This is a genomic window from Ensifer sp. ENS10, from assembly GCF_014852025.1.
Lineage (GTDB): Bacteria > Pseudomonadota > Alphaproteobacteria > Rhizobiales > Rhizobiaceae > Ensifer.
This window is the reverse complement of the sequence record NZ_JACVAS010000002.1, coordinates 33,725-56,572: the sequence shown is the minus strand read 5'-3', so window position 1 is coordinate 56,572 and position 22,848 is coordinate 33,725. Positions and strand designations below refer to the sequence as shown.

Here is a 22,848-nt window from a genome sequence, read left to right as displayed (position 1 = left end):
GCGGGCTACACGTTGTCACCCTCGGTCGACGTCCTCGGCTTCGCCTGTTGCGCACCCTGAACGCCCCATTTCCAACCGCTGATCGACGGCATGTCGTCGCCATGCTTCTCGATATATTCCCGATGCTCGATCAGCTTGGCTTGAATTGCCTGCTTGAAATAGGCGGCGCGCGCCCCGAGTTGGGGCAGGCGGTCGATGACATCGCCGGCGAGATGGAAACGATCGAGCTCGTTGAGCACCACCATGTCGAACGGCGTCGTCGTCGTGCCTTCCTCCTTGTAGCCACGAACGTGCAGGTTGCCGTGGTTGGTGCGGCGGTAGGTGAGGCGATGGATCAGCCACGGATAGCCGTGGAAGGCGAAGATGATCGGCTTGTCCCTGGTGAAGATACCATCGAAGTCACGGTCCGTGAGGCCGTGGGGATGTTCTTCTGCCGGTTGCAGTTTCATCAGGTTGACGACATTGACGACACGCACTTTCACTTCCGGAAGATGCTCGCGCAGCAATTGCACCGCGGCCAGCGTTTCGAGCGTCGGAACGTCGCCGCAGCAGGCCATGACGACATCCGGTTCGCTGTCGGCATCGTTGCTCGCCCAATCCCAGATGCTGACGCCCATGCTGCAATGGCGCACGGCCTGTTCCATTGTCAGCCATTGCGGCCCGGGTTGCTTTCCGGCCACGACGACGTTGATGTAGTTGCGGCTGCGCAAGCAATGGTCAGTGACAGACAGCAGCGTGTTGGCATCCGGCGGCAGGTAGACGCGGATGACGTCAGCCTTCTTGTTGACGACGTGATCGATGAAGCCGGGATCCTGATGGCTGAAGCCGTTGTGGTCCTGCCGCCAGACATGGGAACTCAGGAAGTAGTTCAGCGACCCGACGGGCCGGCGCCAGGGAATTTCGTTGCAGACTTTCAGCCACTTGGCATGCTGGTTGAACATCGAGTCGATGATGTGGATGAAGGCTTCGTAGCAGGAGAAGAAGCCGTGGCGGCCGGTCAGCAGATAGCCTTCGAGCCAGCCCTGACACTGGTGTTCGCTCAGCACCTCCATGATGCGGCCATCCGGTGAGAGGTGGTCGTCCTCCGGATAGATTTCGGCCATGTAGCAGCGATTGGTGACCTCCAGCACGTCCTGCCAGCGGTTGGAATTGTTTTCGTCCGGGCTGAACAGGCGGAAGTTCTTGGCGTCCATGTTGGATTTCATCACGTCGCGCAGGAACTTGCCCATGACGCGGGCCGCTTCCACATTGGTCCCGCCGGGACGGGGAACCTCGACGGCATAGTCGCGGAACGCCGGCATCTTCAGGTCACGCAGCAACAGGCCGCCATTGGCGTGCGGATTGTCGCTCATGCGGCGATGCCCCGTTGGCGCGAGCGCTGCGATCTCCGGCTTCAGCCGGCCTTGATCGCTGAAAAGCTCCTCGGGGCGATAGCTCTTCATCCATTGCTCGAGGATGCGGATGTGCTCGGGCTTGTCCATCTCGCCCATCGGCACCTGGTGCGCCCGCCAGTAGTCCTCGCATTTCTTGCCGTCGATCTCGGGGGGGCAGGTCCAGCCCTTCGGCGTGCGGAAGACGATCATCGGCCATGCCGGCCGCTTCAGATTGCCCCTCACGCGGGCATCGTCCCAGATCCGCCGGATCTCGGCCGTCGCCGTATCGAGCACAGCTGCGAGTTGCTGATGCACGCTTGCCGGATCATGCCCTTCGACGAAGTAGGGCTTGTAGCCCATGCCCTCGAAGAACTTCTGCAACTCGTCGCGCGGAATGCGGGCGAGGAAGCACGGATTGGCAATCTTGTAGCCGTTCAGGTGCAGGATCGGCAGCACGCAGCCGTCGCGGGCAGGGTTCAGGAACTTGTTGCTCTGCCAGCCGGTAGCAAGCGGCCCGGTCTCGGCCTCACCGTCGCCGACCACGCAGGCGACGACGAGGTCCGGGTTATCGAAGGCGGCACCGTAGGCATGGCTCAACGCGTAACCGAGTTCGCCGCCCTCATGGATGCTGCCGGGCGTTTCCGGCGCCACATGGCTCGGGATGCCACCTGGAAAGCTGAACTGCTTGAAGAGCCGCTGCATGCCCTCGGCATCTTCACCGATGTTCGGATAGAACTCGGTGTAGGTCCCTTCGAGATAGGCATGCGCCACCAGCGACGGCCCGCCGTGCCCCGGCCCGATGATATAGATCATGTTGAGGTCGTCGCGCTTGATCACGCGGTTGAGATGCACATAGAGCATGTTGAGGCCGGGCGACGTGCCCCAGTGGCCGAGCAGGCGCGGCTTGATGTGTTCGCGTTTCAGCGGCTCGCGCAGGAGCGGATTGTCGAGCAGATAGATCTGGCCGACAGAAAGGTAGTTCGAGGCGCGCCAATAGGCGTCCATCAGGCGGAGTTCGTCTGCCGACAATGGCGTTGTTGAATGCGAGCTCCCGGATGCCGTCTCTTTCATCGATACCGTTTCAGGCGAAACCATCTGAACCTCCCGATCATTAGGACATTGCCTGGATTTCTCCGACTTGCAGTCGTGCAAGCCACTGCAGTCTCTTGAATTCGCTACGGTCGTTGCTGTTTGCCGGCGACGGGCAGAATGATGGAACACCTGTCTTCGGACGACAGCGGCTGGGATCGTCTTGCCAACTCGGTGTCGCGAACACCTGCGTGTCGCGGCACAATTAAAAGGGGCGCTATTGCGGATATGGTTCCGAGAAGTGCTCGACCACGCCCCGAACGCCACGGACATTTTCGGCCACGATCCGTGCGGCCCTCCGGCACTCGGCCGTCTCCACGTTGCCCCAGAGATGAACGATGCCATCGGTCACTGCGACCTTCACATCCAGACCTTCGAGGCCGGTGTTCTCGCCGAGGCGCACGAGAATGCTGCGCCGGATCGCTTCATCACCCGCGGCCGTCTCGTCCTGCTTTGCCGACAAAACCGCCTGCAACAGATCGGCGCGGCTGACGATGCCGACCAGAACGCCGTTCCTGAGAACGGGAAGGCGCTTGATGCCACGTTCCTGCATCAGCGCCGCCACCCGCGAGAGCGGCGCATCCTCGTCGATGGTAACGGGATCGGCTGTCATGGCGTCGCCCACCCTCCAGGAGGATCGGCGTATATAGGCGTGGGCCCTGTCATCGGCCGCAAGCGTCACGTCCGCCAGCGGTCCGCCGCCACCGAGTTCCGTCCGCCGGATCAAGTCGCCCTCGCTGATCAGCCCAATGAGACGGCCTTCATCGTCAACGACCGGAAGGCCGCTGACGTGGCTGTCGAACATGATCCGGGCTGCCTGTCTGACGCTGTTGTCAGGCGAAAGCCTGACGATCTTTGTCGTCATCACATCTTTGACGCGCATGTCGATCCAACTCCGAAAAGGACCTTGGTACCGTCATTAGCGGGCGTAAGGTAAACCTATCGCGGCGGTTCGACAACCTGTTCGTGGGGGAGATGTTCGAGTTGAGCGCTGGCGCTGGCAGAACCCGTGCTGCAGCTTCTAGTCGAGCCCAAACACTCGTGCACAGCCCGATTGGATTTAACTAGCTCTCGACGCGCGCGGTTGTGTTCTGGTGGAGCCGAAGGGAGTCGAACCCTCGACCTCCGCAGTGCGATTGCGGCGCTCTCCCAACTGAGCTACGGCCCCATTGCAAGTGGGATCATGAACAAATCCACGGTCTTTGCAAGGGCAACGTAGCAGACCTTGGTCCGCTCGAAATACAAGGGTCGCGGCAGGTCATTCGCCAAAGTCGTGTTCGCGCGTGCAACTTTGACAGGTAGAGCACATTCCCATATCGACAACGCCACACCGTTCGTGCAGAGACGTTCTGATGGATGATCTGAAATACCCGCGTACCTATCACCTGCCGACAAGTCCCGGGCTCCAAAGCGACGACAAGCGGATACCGGACCTTGCGCCCTTTCGGGGGGAACGTGTGATCATTACCGAAAAAATGGATGGCGAATGCACGACTCTGACCACGGTCAGGTCCTATGCCCGATCGCCGGACAGCGGCTATCATCCGTCACGTGACTGGCTGCGCGCTTACCACGCGCGCCGTGCACCGCATATCCCGGATGATTGGCGGATTTCCGGCGAGTATCTCTATGCCCGGCACTCGGTTGCCTATACCCGCATATCCGGCAACGCCCTGCGGTCGTTCTTTTACGGCTTTGGCGTCTGGGATGACAGCAATGAGCTTCTGAACTGGGATACCACGCTCGAAATCCTGGAAATGTTGGAAATCGAGCCGGTTCCGGTCCTCTATGATGGACCGTTCAGCGATGACGTCATCCAAAATGTGGTAGCGGGCTTGGATACGTCGCGCCAGGAAGGCTTTGTCGTCCGGCTCGCCGACCGGATGCCTTACCCCGCGGGCGCGGGCAGCGCTGCTCGGTTCTTTGATGGCATCGCCAAGTGGGTGCGATCTAGCCACGTTATAAATGAAAAACACTGGATGGCCGGCCCGGTCGTGCCGAACGAGTTGCGAGAGGGGCTTGACGCGACGCCATAGGCCGGAAGTCCGCGCCGCTGCTCGGTGCTCGATTTCAGGATCGCTTTTTCAGGAATAGCGCGTAATCGCGCCCCCAGTCCTCCTGCGAGCTCGCCGAACACTTCGAAACCGAGCTTCTCATGAAGGGACGGGCCTGGAATTCGAACGTGTCAAGCCAAGGCCCTGGCCGCGATACTGCTCGGCAATGGCGAGATAGTGGACGAAGGCCCAGCCGTTGCCATCCGTGGCGTCGAGCCCGCCGGTCGCGGCCCCGGTCTCAGCGCGCCAGATTCGAAGCAGAGCCAGCCAGGTTTTGGGCGGGTCTGATGCCTTCTCGAGCGCCGAGCTCGATCGTTCTGAACGCGTCGCGCCACAGGCTAGGACTGCGCGTTTGTAGCTGCACGGGCGTCATTGACGCGTGCCGCCGTATGTTACCGTAGGCCACGTCCCCATGCGCTTGTCGAACCATGCTCGCGGGTTTAGGCTAATACAAGCGACGGCATCACCCGAACCTCGTTCAAGTTTGCCGGAGCGCGTCAGCCATGAATGACGCCCGAGTCCCGGCCGCGAACGTCCATGGCGCCCGGATCAATGTGCACTTTTTCGGTATCCGACATGGGCGCCTGCCGGCTCCGCACTTCCCTTAATGGGCCTCTCAGTGGGCCCGGCGATTTGGAGGAGGATTAGCAATGGCCCAGACGATGAAGGCCGCCGTCGTTCGGCAGTTCCGCACGCCCCTTGTGATCGAGGAGGTGGCGGTGCCGACGCCGCAACCTGGGCAGATCCTCGTCAAATATGAAGCAACGGGCGTCTGCCACACCGACCTCCATGCAGCAAATGGAGACTGGCCGGTAAAGCCTAGCCCGCCGTTCATTCCGGGACACGAGGGCGTCGGCTATGTCTCGGCAGTGGGTGCCGGTGTCAAGAGAGTGAAAGAGGGGGACAGGGTCGGCGTTCCCTGGCTTCACAGCGCATGTGGTTACTGCCCGCATTGCCGTACCGGTTGGGAGACACTCTGCGCATCACAGTCGAACACCGGATATTCCGTCGACGGAACATTTGCCGAGTATGGACTGGCGGATCCTGACTTCGTCGGCAGCCTGCCCACCGGGCTGGAGTTCGGCCCTGCTGCACCGGTTCTGTGCGCCGGCGTGACCGTTTACAAGGGCCTGAAGGAAACGGAAGTCCGCCCCGGCGAATGGGTCGCGGTCTCCGGCATCGGTGGCCTTGGCCACATGGCTGTGCAGTACGCCAAGGCGATGGGCATGCATGTCGTCGCCGCGGACATCTTTGACGACAAGCTGGCACTTGCAAAGCAGCTGGGCGCCGACATTACAGTCAACGGTAAGGCGAAGGATGCCGTAGAGCAGGTAATCAAGGCGACCGGCGGCGTGCATGGGGCGCTCGTAACTGCGGTCTCACCTGCTGCAATGGAACAGGCGTTCGGATTCCTGCGATCACGGGGCACGATGGCGCTCGTCGGCCTTCCCCCTGGGATGATCTCCGTGCCGGTATTTGAAACGGTGCTCAAGCGCATAACGGTGCGCGGATCGATCGTCGGCACCCGCCAGGATTTGGAGGAATCGCTGCAGTTTGCGGCTGAAGGCAAGGTGGCGCCGCATTTCTCATGGGACAGCCTCGAGAACATCAATGAGATCTTCCACCGGATGGAGGCCGGCAAGATCGACGGGCGCATCGTCATGAGCCTGCAGTAGCCGGCGCAGCCGTGCCCGTCCGGTCGAGAGGCCCCGCTTCGTTTCCGCCAAAGGAACGGTGCCGCATCGATCGATGGGAATAGCAGGCCCATGCCCGGAGTGGAGAATGTATTGCGCACCCAAACTGCGCGCCTCCTCAAATCGCCGTCCTCACCAGGGCCGTTTGGCGAAATGCCCGGAGACCTTTTGCAGAAAGGAAATGGCAATGAGCAAGGGCATGTTCTCGGATCAGCACGGTCTGTCCAGACGAGATCTCCTGCTGGTGGCAGGGACTGCGGCGGCCACGCTCGCCACATACAGCCAGGCTGCCCGGGCAGCACCGGGCGGAGGCACCCTTGTGATCGATGAGGTGAAGCAGGGCGAGGACGTCTTTGCCTATATCAGCAGGATCAAGGGCGGTTTTGACGAGACGACCTATCGGCAGGTGCTGGGGTGTGCGAACGCGTTCAAGGAAGGAGATCAGACGATCGGGGTGGTGGCGGAAAATGACACATCGCGAACGAACGCCCGGACCCTTCTGGCAAGCACGAAGATCGGAGACCTTCACCAGCGCCCGCTGCTTGAGGACGATCTGCAAAGGCTGATCTGGCAGACAACGGACCAGGCCCAGCACGAAAAGGTCAAAGACTGGACCATGGGCCAGCTGAAGGAGTTTCTCCTGACTGCATCGGAAGAAGAGATCAAAGGCATCATGAATGGGCTGACCAGCGATACGATCGGTTGCGTGCCGAAACTGATGAGCAACGAAGAGCTCATCTCCGTCAGCCAAAAGATCTTCAACGTCATGCCCGGCACCAAGTTGGGGGCCAAGGGGTATATGGGCGCGCGTATTCAGCCGAATTCGCCAACCGACCACCCCGACGACATCATGTGGCAGGTCTTCGACGCATTCTCCTATGCGACTGGCGACATCGTCATCGGCACTAACCCGGTGGACAGTACCGTCAACAGCGTCGTCACGGTGGAACGTGCCCTCAAGGATATCGTCGATACCTTCAAGCTGGTTGACGTCATTCCCTGGTGCGTGCTCGCCCACATCGACGTTCAGGCCGAGGTGAGCGAGAGCTTCCCCGGAACGGTTTCCACGGTGTTCCAGAGCCTCGCAGGAACGGATGATTGCAACAAGATCTTCGACATCACCAATGAGAAGATCCTGAAATATGCAAGCGCGAAGGCAGGGGAAAGATATGGCCTCTACTTCGAGACCGGGCAGGGCTCGGAATTCACCAACGGCGTGGCAAACGGCGTCGACATGATGGTGCTTGAGTCTCGAAAGTATGGCTTCAGCAGAGCGGTCAGCATGGAGCTTGCGAAGGTGCAGCCCAAGGGCGCATGGCTCCATGTCAACGATGTTGCCGGCTTCATCGGGCCGGAGGTCTTCAAGAGTCGCGAACAACTCGTACGGTGCTGCCTCGAAGACATGGTCATGGGCAAGCTCCATGGGCTGACCATCGGCCTCGATATCTGCACCACCCTGCATATGACTGTCAGCCTGGACGATCTGGATTGGTGCCAGGACCAGATCATGCCGGCCAATCCGGCCTACCTAATTGCTCTGCCCACCAAAAATGACCCGATGTTGAGCTATCTCACGACCGCGTTTCAGGATCACGTGCGCGTACGGGAGAAATTTGGCTTCAAGGTCAACGATGCGATGTGGGATTTCTACAAACGCATCGGGATCGTCGGCAACGACAACAGCTACACGTCAAACTACGGGGATCCCCTCTGGGTCTACTACCAGTACCGCCTCGCCAAGGGTGACAAGCGGCCAAAGGAAACTGTCTACGCCGAAGGCAGGCAGATGATGATGGAGGTCGAAGCGAGAGGCGTCGACCTGGCGACGGGCCACGGAGAGAAGATCTGGGATCTCAACCCTGCGCTCGCGACGAAAGTAAGGGGTCTATATGACGACGCCAAACAATCTCTTTGGGCCGAACTTACGCCGGAGTTTATCGCTGCCGTGCCCGGCGTCGTCCCGGTTCGCACCCTGTCCAAGGACCGAAACGACTACATTGCGCACCCGACCACCGGTGAAACGCTGAGCCCGGATTCCATCAAGGAGATTGAGCGGGTAAGGGCTTCGTGGAAGGCCGACATGCCCAAAGGTCAGATCGTCATATCGGACGGTCTCAATGCCAAGGCCATCATGGATGACGGGCATCTAGCGCCTTACCTCGAAGAGATGCGAAGGTTGCTTGGAGACGCCGGTGTCACGGTGAGCGACAAGAACATCCTGGTGACCAGCGGCAGGGTGCGGGCCGGCTACAGGATCGGCGAGATGCTCTTTAAGGATGCCGACCCCAACAGTTTCCGCGGAATTCTCCACATCATCGGCGAGCGGCCCGGAACCATGCACCACGCCTACTCGGTCTATATCACCGTCGCCAAAGGCAAGCGTTGGGCTGAGAAGGACATCGATCACGACATGACGAAACTGGTCAGCAACGTCGCCGATACCGCGCTTGCACCTAAAGAGGCGGCGAGGGAGACCCTGACCATCATCCGGGAGATCATCGGCAAGGATGTGAACGGCAGCCGACGATATGGATGATCGCGCATCGTGCTGCAGGACAGCAGAGCGGTATCTGCCCTGGGAGCGGCAACAGCGGCGTCAGCTTTGCACACAAGCACGACAGGACGCGCTGACTGACCGAGTCACGTCCCATCCACGAAAAAACCCAGGGGCACGGCTCAAACGCCCCTGGGCAAAATTCTGGTCGGGGGACAGTCACGCGTTCCATGAAAACCGCGTGACTGATTGATACGTCACCACAACCACCACCATCTCGGTGGAGCAGGTTAGCTGCAGCCGCTCGTCGCACCGCAGGTGTCGCACTTCTCGCAGGTGCCGTTGCGCACCATCGTGAAGTTCTGGCACTCGGTGCACATGTTGCCGGTGTAGCCCTGCATGATCGAGCGGGCGCGGCGCTCGGCCTCCACCTTTTTGGCGTCCGTCTTGGCCGATGCCGCTTCGGCGGCTGCCTTGTCGGAGAAGAGAGCCGTCACTTCCGTAACCGTCTCAGCCGTTTCCTCGGCAATCTCTTCGGCCAATTCCGCCGCACGTTCTTCGTAATCGCGCTTGAAGGCGACGATTTCGGAGGTCGCGATGGCGGTTGTCGTCTCGATCTTGCGCACCGTGTTGCCGGCGATCGCCGTTACGGTTGCGCCAGAAGAGGCGCGGGCAGGAGCAGCCGTTGCCGAGCCCTTCGGCTCGCCGGCGCGTTCGGCCGTGCCACCGACGATGGTCGGCTTGTAGCCACGGGTCCAGCCAGTGGAGATCAGGTTGGTCTTGCCTTCCTGGATCCCCTTGCCGAGCGCCGTGTTGCTGAAATCGGACGTGTCGACATGGGCGAGGTCGTGGCGGCCGAGATAGGAGACGGCGAGTTCGCGGAAGACGTAGTCGAGGATCGACGTCGCGTTCTTGATCGCATCGTTGCCCTGGACCATGCCGGCCGGCTCGAACTTGGTGAAGGTGAAGGCCTCCACATATTCTTCGAGCGGCACGCCATATTGCAGGCCGAGCGAGATGGCGATGGCGAAGTTGTTCATCATCGCACGGAAGGCAGCGCCTTCCTTGTGCATGTCGATGAAGATCTCGCCGAGGCGGCCATCACCGAATTCGCCGGTGCGCAGATACACCTTGTGACCACCGACAACGGCCTTCTGGGTGTAGCCCTGGCGGCGGTTCGGCAGCTTTTCGCGGGCGCGGATCACCTTTTCGATGACGCGCTCGACGATCTTTTCGGTGATGGTCACGGCCTGAGCGGCGGCCGGCGCCTGGATCAGATCCTCCAGCGCATCCTCGTCCTTGTCGTCCTCGATCAGCGAGGCGTTCAGCGGCTGCGACAGCTTGGAACCATCGCGGTAAAGGGCGTTCGCCTTCAGCGCCAGCTTCCAGGAAAGCATGTAGGCGTTCTTGCAGTCCTCGACGGTCGCCTCGTTCGGCATGTTGATCGTCTTGGAGATGGCGCCCGAGATGAACGGCTGGGCAGCCGCCATCATGCGGATGTGGCTTTCGACCGAGAGGTAGCGCTTGCCGATCTTGCCGCAGGGGTTAGCGCAATCGAAGACCGGCAGGTGCTCGTTCTTCAGGAACGGGGCGCCTTCGAGCGTCATCGCTCCGCAAACGTGGATGTTGGCCGCTTCGATGTCCTTCTTCGTAAAGCCCATATGGTCGAGGAGGTTGAAGTCCATCGCGCCGAGCTGCTCGTCCGTGACCTTCAGCGTGCCCTTCAGGAAGTCGGCGCCAAGCGTCCACTGGTTGAAGACGAACTTGATGTCGAAGGCGCTCTTCAGCGCGGCGTTCACCGCTTCCACCTTCTCGTCGGTGAAGCCCTTGGCCTTCAGCGTCGACGGGTTGATCGCCGGCGCCTGGTTCAGGTTGCCATGGCCGACTGCGTAAGCCTCGATCTCGGCGAGTTGGCTTTCGCTGTAGCCGAGCGAACGCAGCGCTTCCGGTACGGCGCGGTTGATGATCTTGAAGTAGCCGCCACCGGCGAGCTTCTTGAACTTGACCAGCGCGAAGTCGGGCTCGATGCCGGTCGTGTCGCAGTCCATGACGAGACCGATCGTGCCGGTCGGCGCGATCACGGTCGCCTGGGCGTTGCGGTAGCCGTGCTTCTCGCCGAGTTCCAGCGCCTTGTCCCAGGCGCTCATGGCGTGGATGACGAGGTCCTGGTCCGGGTTGTCGCCATGGATGAGGGCGACCGGGTTGACCGAGAGCGCCTCGTAGCCGGTCGTCTCGCCATAGGCGGCGCGGCGGTGGTTGCGGATGACGCGCAGCATGTTGTCGCGGTTCGGCGCAAAGCCCGGGAACGGACCCAGCTTCTCTGCCATCTCGGCCGAGGTGGCGTAGGAGACACCGGTCATGATTGCGGTGAGCGCACCGGCAATCGCGCGGCCTTCGGCGCTGTCATAGGGGATGCCCGAGGACATCAACAGGCCGCCGATGTTGGCATAGCCGAGGCCGAGCGTGCGGTATTCGTAGGAGAGTTCGGCAATCTCGCGGGACGGGAACTGCGCCATCATGACCGAGACTTCGAGGACGACGGTCCACAGGCGGACGGCGTGCTCGTAGTCGGCGATGTTGATGCGTTTGGTCGCTGCATCCTTGAACATCATCAGGTTCAGCGAGGCGAGGTTGCAGGCGGTGTCGTCGAGGAACATGTATTCCGAGCACGGGTTCGACGCGCGGATCGGGCCGGCGGCCGGGCTGGTGTGCCAGTCGTTCATCGTCGTGTTGAAGTGCAGGCCCGGATCGGCAGACGCCCAGGCAGCGTAAGAGATCGATTCCCAGAGGTCGCGCGCCTTCAGCGTCTTCATCACGCGGCCGTCCTTGCGGGCAGTCAGGTGCCAGTCGCCATCGGCTTCGACGGCGCGCAGGAAGTCGTCCTTGATCGAGACGGAATTGTTGGAGTTCTGGCCGGAAACCGTCAGATAGGCTTCCGAATCCCAGTCGGTGTCGTAGGTCTTGAACTCGAGGTCCTTGTAACCCTGCTTTGCAAACTGGATGACGCGCTGGACATAGTTTTCCGGAACCAGCGCCTGCTTGGCGGCGCGGATCTCGCGCTTCAGCGCCGGGTTCTGCTTCGGGTCGTAGCAGGCGTCGTCAGTACCGTCGCAGTTGACGCAGGCCTTCATGATCGCCTTCAGGTGCTTGGCGACGACCTTGGAACCGGTGACGAGGGCAGCAACCTTCTGCTCTTCCTTGACCTTCCAGTTGATGTATTCCTCGATATCCGGATGGTCGATGTCGACGACGACCATCTTGGCGGCGCGGCGGGTGGTGCCACCCGACTTGATCGCGCCGGCGGCGCGGTCGCCGATCTTCAGGAACGACATCAGGCCCGAGGACTTGCCGCCGCCCGAGAGCTTTTCGCCTTCGCTGCGCAGATGCGAGAAGTTGGAGCCGGTGCCCGAGCCATACTTGAACAGGCGCGCTTCGCGCACCCAGAGATCCATGATGCCGCCTTCGTTGACGAGATCGTCAGCGACCGACTGAATGAAGCAGGCATGCGGCTGCGGATGCTCGTAGGCCGACTTGGACTTGGTCAGCTTGCCGGTGAAGGGGTCGACGTAGAAGTGGCCCTGGCCGGGGCCGTCGATGCCATAGGCCCAGTGCAGGCCGGTGTTGAACCATTGCGGCGAGTTCGGAGCGACACGCTGGGTGGCAAGCATATAGGCAAGTTCGTCCTGGAAGGCGGACGCGTCTTCCTCGGTGTCGAAGTAGCCGCCCTTCCAGCCCCAATAGGCCCAGGTGCCGGCCAGGCGATCGAAGACCTGGCGAGCATCGGTTTCGGAACCGTAGTGTTCTTCTTTCGGCAGCGCCTTCAGCGCGTCCTGATCGGGAACGGAGCGCCAGAGGAAGGAGGGGACATCGTTCTCCTCGACGCGCTTCATCTTGGCGGGCACGCCCGCCTTGCGGAAATACTTCTGGGCGAGAATGTCGGCAGCGACCTGGCTGAACTGGGCCGGCACGTCGATATCGGCAAGGCGGAAGACGATCGAACCATCGGGGTTCTTGATTTCACTCGTAGCCTTGCGGAATTCGATTTCCGCATAGGCGGATTGCCCGGCCTTCGTGAAACGACGTTCGATCTTCATTGTCCCTGGTCCTTCGTGTTGCCTAGCGCCTGCCACAGGCGCAATTGTCCCCGCCCGGCCGCGAGGGGCATCCCGCAGCCAGTCTCAGCTTCCGTCCTTGGAGAGAAACCCATAACTGGGTGACCCTGTATCTTGTGAGATAGGCTGGCTGCAAGCACTAAATATAGTGTTAACAGCATCTTTATGCCAGCCAAATATTGCCCCAGCAGGCCCAAAAAATCGCACAGAAATCCTCACGGCGACCGCATGGTGAAATCCATGACTGCCGCCTGTCAGAACCGCCGATTTGGTGAGATGAACCGGGCGCTAAACAATCCGGTCCGCCGCCGTCGCAACGTGAAATCCATTAACCGTGAATCGTCCGGGGGCGTCAAGGGGTGGTTTGTGACGGAAGTTTGAGCGCTAGATGTTGTGTGGACCGACTGTGGAAAACGGGGACATCGGCCAACCCCATGAAAATCAGGCACTTCCAGAGGTTGCCTGTGAGACTAACGCAACGGTCAGCGCCAAATCAAAAAATTGACGGGTAAAAAACCGCATAAAAACCATCCCCAACGGTACCCTCGGTTGCGCTCAGGAAAACGATATGGGGTGGGCGTGGTGATTCGCGCCTTACGCCTTGAGGCCGCTGGCCTTTTGGCTTCCGAACGGAGTACCGGCATTACCTATAGAGCCTATTTAGATCTCACTCTTGGCCAGTGAAACGGCGCACGTGCAAAGACTGGCAGGTTCGTGAGGGGGTGAGCGGGATCAGCGGCACGCACTGATCCCGCCTTGGAAATCAATCGACGCGCTTCTGCAACTCGCGGGCACCATTCGGCGCATTCACCTTGCCCTCGGTGATGAAGTACGCAAACACATCGCGCGGCTCTTTCTTGGCCTTGCGGTCCGGGGCGCTCTTTTCAAGCCCACTCGGTTCGTCGCCACTGGCAAAGCTCTTGGCGCGCTCGGCCCAAAGGTCGAGCTTGTCGGCCGCATAGCAGGTCTCGATATCGTCGCTGCCCTTCTGCAGACGCAGATAGACGAAGTCGGCGGTGACATCTGCGATCATCGGATAATCCGCATGCTCGGCGAGCACCACGGCAACGCCGTATTTCTCCAGCAGCGCCACGAACTCCGGAGCCTGGAAGGTGGGATTGCGCACCTCGACCACATGGCGGAGCGGAAGCCCATCCTGCTTTGCCGGCAGAAGTTTCAGAAAACCCTCGAAGTCGTCAGGCTCGAACTTCTTCGTCGGCGCGAACTGCCAGAGGATCGGTCCGAGATGAGGCCCAAGCTCGGTCAAGCCCTGCGTCAGGAATCGCTCCATGGATTCACCGGCTTCCGAGAGAACCTTGCGGTTGGTGACGAAGCGGCTTGCCTTCAACGAAAAGATGAAATCCTCCGGCACTTCGGAGGCCCACTTGGCAAAGGTCGCGGGCTTCTGCGACGAATAATAGGTGCCGTTCACCTCGATCGCGCGAAGCTGCTTGCCGGCGAATTCGAGCTGGCGCTTCTTGGCCAGCGTGCTCGGATAGAAGGTGCCCTCCCAGGGCTCGAAGGTCCAGCCGCCGATGCCAACGCGGATCTTTCCGGATTTTGCCATGCCATCCTCCTCAACAACGGTCGTCGCTTGACCGCGTGCTTTCAGTCTTTGATCGATTTCGTCATGTCCACGAGTGTCCACCCTGGACGATAGGGATTGGGTCGGCGACCCGTTTCTTGAAATCCATAGGCGCGATAGAGCGCGATGTTTCGCTCCATTCGTGAATTGGTGTAGAGCCGCACCTCCGGCAAGCCCCACTCGACCGCCTTGCTGTCCAGGAATTTCAGCAGTTCAATGCCCAGCCCCTGACCCTGACAGGCTGGCGCAACTGCAATGCTGAAAATCAGCAGGTGATCGGCGTGCCGCTCGAAAACGGCAAGGGCCGCGACAACGTCATCCTGCTCCCGAAGCCAAATCTCGCTGCGAAGAATGCGGGGCGCGTAGTCTTCGGTTACCGGGAGCGGCGGCCCGCCAAGCAGCGCCCGATAGGGCTCGTAGGCCGCCTCCGTGACGCTTTGCATCGCAGCCAGATCTTCCAAACGCGCAGGCCGCATCACAACGCGCTCACCTCTTCCGGTCGCTGATAGGCGCCGAGGCGTTCACTCCGCCGCCTCGACCTTTTTCATCGGCCGGCGATCGAGAAGTTCCTTCAGGAACTGGCCGGTATAGGAACGCTTCTCCTTGACCACCTCCTCAGGTGTGCCCTTGGCGATGACCTCGCCGCCACCATCGCCGCCCTCGGGACCGAAGTCGATGACCCAGTCGGCGGTCTTGATGACTTCGAGATTGTGCTCGATGACGACGACGGAATTGCCCTGGTTGACGAGCTCATGCAGAACTTCAAGAAGCTTGGCTACGTCATGGAAATGCAGCCCGGTCGTCGGCTCGTCGAGGATATAAAGCGTACGGCCTGTCGAACGTTTCGACAGTTCCTTGGCGAGCTTAACGCGCTGGGCTTCGCCGCCCGAGAGCGTGTTTGCCTGCTGACCCACCTTGATGTAGCCGAGGCCGACCTGGTTGAGCGTCACCAGCTTGTCGCGCACGGCCGGGACGGCGGCAAAGAACTCGACGCCTTCCTCGACCGTCATGTCGAGCACGTCGGCGATCGACTTGCCCTTGAAGTGCACATCGAGCGTTTCGCGGTTGTAGCGCTTGCCGTGGCAGACGTCGCAAGTGACGTAGACATCCGGCAGGAAGTGCATCTCGATCTTGATGACGCCGTCGCCCTGGCAGGCCTCGCAGCGGCCGCCCTTGACGTTGAAGGAGAAGCGGCCCGGCTGGTAGCCGCGCGTCTTTGCCTCCGGCAGACCGGCGAACCAGTCGCGGATCGGCGTGAAGGCGCCGGTATAGGTCGCCGGGTTCGAACGCGGCGTGCGGCCGATCGGCGACTGGTCGATGTCGATCACCTTGTCGATATGCTCGAAGCCATCGATACGGTCATGCTCGGCTGGGTTCTCGCGCGCGCCCATGATGCGGCGGGCGGCGGACTTGTAGAGCGTTTCGATCAGGAAGGTCGACTTGCCGCCTCCGGAAACGCCAGTTACGGCGGTGAAGACGCCGAGCGGGATCGAGGCGGTGACGTTCTTCAGGTTGTTGGCGCGCGCGCCGACGACGGTGATTTCCTTTTTCTTCTTGGGCTTGCGGCGCTCGCTCGGAACCGCGACCGAAAGCTCGCCGGACAGATACTTGCCGGTCAGCGATTTCGGATTGGCCATGACATCGGCGGGCGCCCCTTGCGCGATGACCTCGCCGCCGTGGATGCCGGCGGCCGGACCGATATCGACGACATAGTCGGCCGTCAGGATCGCGTCTTCGTCATGCTCGACGACGATCACGGTGTTGCCGATGTCGCGCAGGTGGCGAAGGGTTTCGAGCAGGCGGGCGTTGTCGCGCTGGTGCAGGCCGATCGACGGCTCGTCGAGCACGTAGAGCACACCCGTCAGCCCCGAACCGATCTGCGACGCGAGCCGGATGCGTTGGCTTTCACCGCCCGAGAGCGTTCCGGAGTTGCGCGACAGGCTGAGATATTCAAGGCCGACGTCGTTGAGGAAGCGCAGACGGTCGCGAATCTCCTTGAGGATGCGAACCGCGATCTCATTCTGCTTGGTGTTGAGATGCGCCGGCAGCGCTTCGAACCAGTCGCGCGCGATGCGGATCGACATCTCGGTGACTTGGCCGATGTGCAGCTTGTCGATCTTGACCGCAAGCGCCTCAGGCTTCAGCCGGAAGCCGGCGCAGGCCGGGCAGGGCGCCGCCGACATGTAGCGCTCGATTTCCTCGCGCGCCCAGGCGCTGTCGGTCTCCTTCCAGCGACGCTCCAGATTGGGCACGATGCCCTCGAAATTCTTGGTGGTGTTGTAGGAACGAGCGCCGTCCTCATAGTGGAAGACGATCTTCTCTTCCGTTCCGTGCAGGATCGCATTCTGCGCTGCGGAGGACAGTTCGTTCCAGCGATTGCCGAGCTTGAAGCCGAAGGCCTTGCCGAGCGCTTCGAGCGTCTGGTTGTAGTAAGGCGAGGAGGACTTGGCCCAGGGCGCAATCGCGCCGTCGCGCAGCGTCCGGTGCTCCTCCGGAACGATCAGCGCCACGTCGATCTTCTGCTGGCTGCCGAGGCCGTCGCAGGTCGGGCAGGCGCCGAAGGGGTTGTTGAAGGAGAACAGGCGCGGCTCGATCTCGGAGATCGTGAAGCCGGAGACCGGGCAGGCGAATTTTTCCGAGAACAGCACGCGCTCATGGGTCTCGTTGAGCGACTTGTTGGCCGAACCGCCGGCGGCGGTTTCTTCCGGCGGCAGCGGCTTGTCGGCAAACTCGGCCACAGCAAGCCCATCGGCCAGCGTCAGGCAGGTCTCCAGGCTGTCGGCGAGGCGCGAGGCGAGGTCGGGCCGGACGACGACACGGTCGACCACCACATCGATGTCGTGCTTGTATTTCTTGTCAAGCGCCGGAACTTCGGCGATCTCGTAGAAGGTGCCGTCGACCTTGACGCGCTGAAAGCCCTTCTTCATCAGCTCGGCGAGTTCCTTCTTGTATTCGCCCTTGCGGCCGCGAACGAGCGGCGCAAGAATGTAAAGGCGCGTGCCTTCGCCGAATTCCAGCACGCGGTCGACCATCTGGCTGACCGTCTGGCTCTCGATCGGAAGGCCCGTCGCCGGCGAATAGGGCACGCCGACGCGCGCGAAGAGCAGGCGCATATAGTCGTAGATTTCGGTGACCGTGCCGACCGTCGAGCGCGGGTTGCGCGAGGTCGTCTTCTGTTCGATCGAGATCGCCGGCGACAGGCCGTCGATCTGGTCGACATCCGGCTTCTGCATCATCTCGAGGAACTGACGCGCATAGGCCGACAGGCTCTCGACATAGCGGCGCTGCCCTTCGGCATAGATCGTATCGAAGGCGAGCGAGGACTTGCCGGAGCCGGAAAGTCCGGTCATCACGATCAGCTTGTTGCGCGGCAGATCGAGGTCGATGCCTTTCAGATTGTGCTCGCGCGCACCACGAATGGAGATGGTCTTGAGTTCACTCATCGGAAGCCAGCTTTTGCATGTCGGTTGAAAGCCCCCTATGTAATGACGCTAACGCCCATGTCGAGGCGCAATCGGCAAAACAGGCGGCCAATTCGAGTCGGTTGACAGGATCATAGCCAAATACTAGAACAAAGAAAGAACAAATCGCCCATAAAACGACCAAATCTGTTGTGGATTATGTGCGAGGCGGGGCGTATCGGCGGCATCGGACCGCTAAGATGCGCGCTCTTGAAATTCCAAGCTGGGCCGGCGGCCCGGTGAAACCACGGGAAAAGCAACATGGCTGGAAGCGTCAACAAGGTAATCTTGATCGGAAATGTCGGGGCAGACCCGGAAATCCGGCGCACGCAGGACGGCCGGCCGATTGCCAACCTGCGCATCGCAACCTCGGAATCCTGGCGCGACCGCAACAGCGGCGAGCGCAAGGAAAAGACCGAATGGCACACGGTAGTCGTCTTCAACGAGGGCCTCTGCAAGGTCGTCGAACAATATGTGAAGAAGGGCGCCAAGCTCTATATCGAAGGCGCGCTGCAGACGCGCAAGTGGCAGGACCAGAACGGCAACGACCGTTATTCGACCGAAATCGTGCTGCAGGGCTTCAACTCGACGCTGACGATGCTGGACGGTCGCGGCGAGGGCGGCGGCTCCGGCGTCAGCCGCGGTGGCGGCGGCGACTTTGGCGGCAGCAACTACGGCGGTGGTGGCGGCGGTGGTTACGACGACTACGACCAGTCGCGCCAGTCTTCCGGTGGCGGCCGTTCGGGCGGTGGCCAGGGCGGTCAAGGCGGCCAGGGCGGTGGCTTCTCGCGCGACATGGACGACGACATTCCGTTCTGATCGCCCATCGATCAGTGTCGATCAGTATTGACGCAAAACGCCATGTCCTCTGGGACATGGCGTTTTTTGTTGTCCGTTCTCTTTGTCGCTCGTTCGGCGACAAAGGCGATCAGCCGCGGCTCTAAAGCGCCATTGCCGATTTGACGCCGTCGACAACGAACTGCACCGCCAGCGCCGCCAGGATGACGCCGAGCAGGCGCGTCAGGATGGCGCGGCCGGTGACACCGAGAAACCGGTCGATGCGCTCGGCGATGACGAGCGCAAGGAACAGGCTGAGCATAGACAGCGCGATGACGATCAAGAGTTGCGTGCGCTCGACCGCCGTCGGGAACGAGCCGGCGAGCAGGATCGTCGCGGAGATCGCGCCTGGCCCGGCAATCAGGGGAAGCGCGAGGGGAAAGACCGCGATGTTATGGATGTGATCCTTGGTGGTCGCGTTCTCGCCGGTCTTTTCCTTGCGTTCCTGCCGCTTCTCGAAAATCATCTCGAAAGAGATCCAGAACAGTAGAAGACCGCCGGCGATGCGGAAGGCGCCGATCGAGATGCCGAGCAGCCCGAGGATGCCGTTGCCGAACACGGCGAAGGCGGCAAGGATGAAGAAGGCGATCAGCGAGCCGCGCGTGGCCACCTGAAAGCGCTCCTGTCGGCTGAGACCGACCGTCAGACTTAGGAAGATCGGCGCGAGGCCGGGCGGATCGAGCGTGACGAGAAGCGTGGTGAGTGCATTGACCAGGAGGTCGACATTGAACATCCGTTTCCCCTTCCGGATTTCGCCCCGGGTTTTCCCGGTGGCATGAAGGCATTGTTAGGCAAGCGGCACGGGCTTGGGAAGAGGGCGGCAAACAAAGTCTCAGCAATGACTTAATGAGCAATCCCTTGCGGCAATCGGACCGCAAATGCGCGGCGTCGCGGCGATTGGCGGCAGGGGTCTTCCGATTTCCCGCGCGATGCCCTAGAAAAGCCTGCTCCGGCGGCAAAAGACTGTTCACAACTGCCGCATGGCTCTTCGGCTCCTGATCTGGACTGTCGAACGAATCATGCAGCGAATCAAAGCGTTACAGTGACATCTTCACAGGTTGGCGGGTGAACGGCGCGAAGGGCCGCAAATTGGCGCTTCCCGTGGCAATCCGCTATAAATATCCGACTGATTCTGAACAAAGATCGTGATCACCATTGACTGAGCAAAGCACTCCCGGCGGCGGAAAAACTCCGCCAGGCATCGAGCCGATTTCCATCATCGAGGAAATGCAGCGGTCCTATCTCGATTACGCGATGAGCGTCATCGTCAGCCGCGCGCTTCCCGACGTGCGTGACGGTCTGAAACCCGTGCACCGCCGCATCCTCTACGGGATGAGCGAGCTCGGCATCGACTGGAACAAGAAATACGTCAAATGCGCCCGCGTCACCGGGGACGTGATGGGTAAGTATCACCCGCACGGCAACGCAGCGATCTACGATGCGCTGGCGCGTATGGCGCAGGACTGGTCTCTCCGCCTGCCGCTGATCGACGGCCAGGGCAACTTCGGTTCGGTCGACGGCGACCCGCCGGCAGCCGAGCGCTACACCGAATGCCGCCTGCAGAAGGCGGCCCATACGCTGCTCGATGATCTCGACAAGGAAACCGTCGATTTCCGCGACAACTATGATGGCACGCTGAGCGAGCCGTCCGTCGTTCCGGCGAAGTTCCCCAACCTGCTCGTCAATGGCGCCGGCGGTATCGCCGTCGGCATGGCGACGAACATCCCGCCGCATAACCTGGTCGAAGTCATCGACGGCTGCATGGCGCTGATCGACAATCCGGCGATCGAACTGCCGGAATTGATGGAGATCATCCCGGGCCCGGACTTCCCGACCGGCGCATTGATCCTCGGCCGCTCCGGCATCCGTTCGGCCTACGAGACCGGCCGCGGTTCGGTCATCATGCGTGGCCGTGCGCATGTCGAGCCGATGCGCGGCGACCGCGAGCAGATCATCATCACCGAGATCCCCTTCCAGGTGAACAAGGCAACGATGATCGAGAAGATGGCCGAACTCGTGCGCGAGAAGCGCATCGAGGGCATCTCGGATCTGCGCGACGAATCGGACCGTCAAGGCTATCGCGTCGTCATCGAACTGAAGCGCGACGCCAATGCCGACGTCATCCTGAACCAGCTCTACCGCTACACGCCATTGCAGACCTCGTTCGGCTGCAACATGGTGGCGCTGAACGGCGGCAAGCCGGAACAGATGACGCTGCTCGATATGCTGCGTGCTTTCGTCTCCTTCCGCGAGGAAGTCGTTAGCCGGAGAACGAAGTACCTGCTGCGCAAGGCGCGTGACCGCGCCCACGTCCTGGTCGGTCTCGCAATTGCCGTTGCCAACATCGACGAAGTGATCAAGCTGATCCGGCATGCGCCCGATCCGCAGACCGCACGCGAACAGTTGATGGAACGCCGCTGGCCCGCCCATGACGTCGACAGCCTCATCCGGCTGATCGACGATCCGCGCCACCGGATCAATGAAGACAACACCTACAACCTGTCGGAAGAGCAGGCCCGCGCCATCCTCGACCTGCGCCTCCAGCGCCTGACTGCGCTCGGCCGCGACGAAATCGGCGACGAACTCAACAAGATCGGCGAGGAAATCAAGGATTACCTCGACATCCTGTCCTCGCGCCTGCGCATCATGACCATCGTCAAGGACGAGCTCATCGCTATCCGTGACGAATTCGGCACCCCGCGCCGAAGCGAGATCATGGAAGGCGGCCCTGACATGGACGATGAGGACCTCATCGCCCGTGAAGATATGGTCGTGACCGTCTCGCATCTCGGCTACATCAAGCGCGTGCCGCTGACGACCTACCGGGCGCAGCGCCGCGGCGGCAAGGGCCGCTCGGGCATGGCGACCAGGGACGAGGATTTCGTTACCCGGCTATTCGTCGCCAATACCCATACGCCCGTTCTGTTTTTCTCCTCGCGTGGCATCGTCTACAAGGAGAAGGTCTGGCGCCTGCCGATCGGCACCCCGCAATCGCGCGGCAAGGCGCTGATCAACATGCTGCCGCTGGAGCCCGGCGAGCGCATCACCACCATCATGCCGCTGCCCGAGGACGAGGCGACCTGGGAAAACCTCGACGTCATGTTCTCGACGACCCGCGGCACGGTTCGCCGCAACAAGCTGTCGGACTTCGTCCAGGTCAACCGCAACGGCAAGATCGCGATGAAGCTCGAGGAGGAGGGCGACGAGATCCTCTCCGTCGACACCTGCACGGAGCATGACGACGTCATGCTGACGACGGCGCTCGGCCAGTGCATCCGCTTCCCGGTCGACGACGTGCGCGTCTTTGCCGGCCGCAACTCGATCGGCGTTCGCGGCATCAACCTCGGCGACGGCGACCGCATCATCTCGATGGCGATCCTTGGCCATGTCGATGCTGAGCCGTGGGAACGGGCAGCCTATCTGAAGCGTGCAGCCGCCGAGCGGCGCACGACGAACGGCGAAGAGGAAGAAATCGCTCTGGTCGGCGAGGAAGTCACCGACGGTGGCGAACTCAGCAACGAACGCTTCGAAGAACTAAAGGCACGCGAACAGTTCGTGCTGACGGTCTCGGAGAAGGGCTTCGGCAAGCGCTCGTCGTCCTACGATTTCCGCACCTCGGGCCGCGGCGGCAAGGGCATCCGCGCCACCGATACCTCGAAGACGACGGAAATCGGCGTACTCGTTGCAGCCTTCCCGATCGAAGACAACGACCAGATCATGCTCGTCTCCGATGGTGGCCAATTGATCCGCGTGCCGATCAATGGCGTCCGGCTCGCGAGCCGCGCGACCAAGGGCGTCACCATCTTCTCGACCGCCAAGGACGAGAAGGTCGTTTCGGTCGAGCGCATCAGCGAGCCTGACGGCGACGAGGAAGGCGAGGAGGCGGCTGTCGAGAACGGAGCGCCGGAAACGCCAGCTGAATCCGAGGGTTAACTGCCCACGCGATAGAAGCGCCAAGGATTTTGAAAGCCCGCCATCTTGGCGGGCTTTTCTATTGGCGGCGCACGCGTCCCTTTGCGAGCGACGCAACTTGCCCACGAGATCGAAGCGCGTTACACGCGAACCATGGAAAATGTCGGCAACGTCAACGCTTCGATTATTCGCACCATTCTTCGAATGGTGGGTTGACGCGCGCTCCTTTTCCAAAAG

Annotated in this window: 12 protein-coding genes and 1 tRNA gene; 5 read left to right on the top strand and 8 right to left on the bottom strand. The window is 61.3% G+C overall.

Annotated features, from left to right (window positions below; genetic code table 11):
- Window positions 1–5: 5 nt before the first annotated feature.
- From IB265_RS07255 to IB265_RS07245, 3 genes are all read right to left on the bottom strand, one after another.
- A complete protein-coding gene (locus IB265_RS07255; protein WP_192494692.1) occupies window positions 6–2,468 on the bottom strand; it encodes a phosphoketolase in 2,463 nt (820 codons plus the stop codon).
- Window positions 2,469–2,679: 211 nt separating this feature from the next.
- Complete coding sequence (locus IB265_RS07250; protein WP_058328223.1) at window positions 2,680–3,345, bottom strand: CBS domain-containing protein; 666 nt, start codon at window positions 3,343–3,345, stop codon at window positions 2,680–2,682.
- A 209-nt stretch (window positions 3,346–3,554) separates the two neighbouring features.
- A tRNA-Ala gene (locus tag IB265_RS07245) sits at window positions 3,555–3,630 on the bottom strand.
- A gap of 184 nt (window positions 3,631–3,814) precedes the next feature.
- Between IB265_RS07245 and IB265_RS07240 the strand changes: the two genes are divergently transcribed.
- The 3 genes from IB265_RS07240 (at window position 3,815) to IB265_RS07230 (ending at window position 8,746) form a co-directional block, all read left to right on the top strand.
- The gene (locus IB265_RS07240) at window positions 3,815–4,498 is read left to right on the top strand and encodes an RNA ligase family protein (protein ID WP_192494691.1); all 684 of its coding nucleotides are present in this window, start codon (window positions 3,815–3,817) and stop codon (window positions 4,496–4,498) included.
- Window positions 4,499–5,166: 668 nt separating this feature from the next.
- A complete protein-coding gene (adhP, locus tag IB265_RS07235; protein WP_110878641.1) occupies window positions 5,167–6,192 on the top strand; it encodes an alcohol dehydrogenase AdhP in 1,026 nt (341 codons plus the stop codon).
- Between the two features lie 205 nt (window positions 6,193–6,397).
- Window positions 6,398–8,746 (top strand): ethanolamine ammonia-lyase, encoded by a 2,349-nt coding sequence (locus IB265_RS07230; RefSeq protein WP_057250258.1) that lies wholly within the window; start codon window positions 6,398–6,400, stop codon window positions 8,744–8,746.
- 248 nt (window positions 8,747–8,994) lie between these two features.
- On the opposite strand, the gene IB265_RS07225 is transcribed toward IB265_RS07230, so the two are convergent.
- The 4 genes from IB265_RS07225 to uvrA all read right to left on the bottom strand — a co-directional run bounded on the left by IB265_RS07225 (window position 8,995) and on the right by uvrA (window position 17,844).
- Window positions 8,995–12,798 (bottom strand): vitamin B12-dependent ribonucleotide reductase, encoded by a 3,804-nt coding sequence (locus IB265_RS07225; RefSeq protein ID WP_192494690.1) that lies wholly within the window; start codon window positions 12,796–12,798, stop codon window positions 8,995–8,997.
- Between the two features lie 781 nt (window positions 12,799–13,579).
- A complete protein-coding gene (locus tag IB265_RS07220; protein WP_192494689.1) occupies window positions 13,580–14,383 on the bottom strand; it encodes a DUF72 domain-containing protein in 804 nt (267 codons plus the stop codon).
- 41 nt (window positions 14,384–14,424) lie between these two features.
- Window positions 14,425–14,877, bottom strand: coding sequence for a GNAT family N-acetyltransferase (locus IB265_RS07215; protein WP_057250263.1), 453 nt, complete (start codon window positions 14,875–14,877; stop codon window positions 14,425–14,427).
- Window positions 14,878–14,922: 45 nt separating this feature from the next.
- The gene (gene uvrA / locus IB265_RS07210) at window positions 14,923–17,844 is read right to left on the bottom strand and encodes an excinuclease ABC subunit UvrA (RefSeq protein WP_065373649.1); all 2,922 of its coding nucleotides are present in this window, start codon (window positions 17,842–17,844) and stop codon (window positions 14,923–14,925) included.
- Window positions 17,845–18,123: 279 nt separating this feature from the next.
- Here uvrA and IB265_RS07205 point away from each other — a divergent pair, with 279 nt between their 5' ends.
- Window positions 18,124–18,681 carry a single-stranded DNA-binding protein gene (locus IB265_RS07205; protein ID WP_057250266.1) on the top strand — a complete coding sequence of 186 codons (558 nt, stop codon included), beginning with the start codon at window positions 18,124–18,126 and terminating at the stop codon, window positions 18,679–18,681.
- Window positions 18,682–18,802: 121 nt separating this feature from the next.
- Here the strand turns inward: IB265_RS07205 and IB265_RS07200 are convergent, their stop codons facing one another.
- On the bottom strand, window positions 18,803–19,432 hold the full coding sequence (locus IB265_RS07200; protein WP_057250268.1) for a MarC family protein: 630 nt from the start codon (window positions 19,430–19,432) through the stop codon (window positions 18,803–18,805).
- A 422-nt stretch (window positions 19,433–19,854) separates the two neighbouring features.
- On the opposite strand from IB265_RS07200, the gene gyrA reads away from it, so the two are divergent.
- Window positions 19,855–22,632: a DNA gyrase subunit A gene (gyrA, locus tag IB265_RS07195; protein ID WP_057250270.1), complete on the top strand. Its 2,778-nt coding sequence runs from the start codon at window positions 19,855–19,857 to the stop codon at window positions 22,630–22,632.
- The last annotated feature ends 216 nt before the right edge of the window (window positions 22,633–22,848 follow it).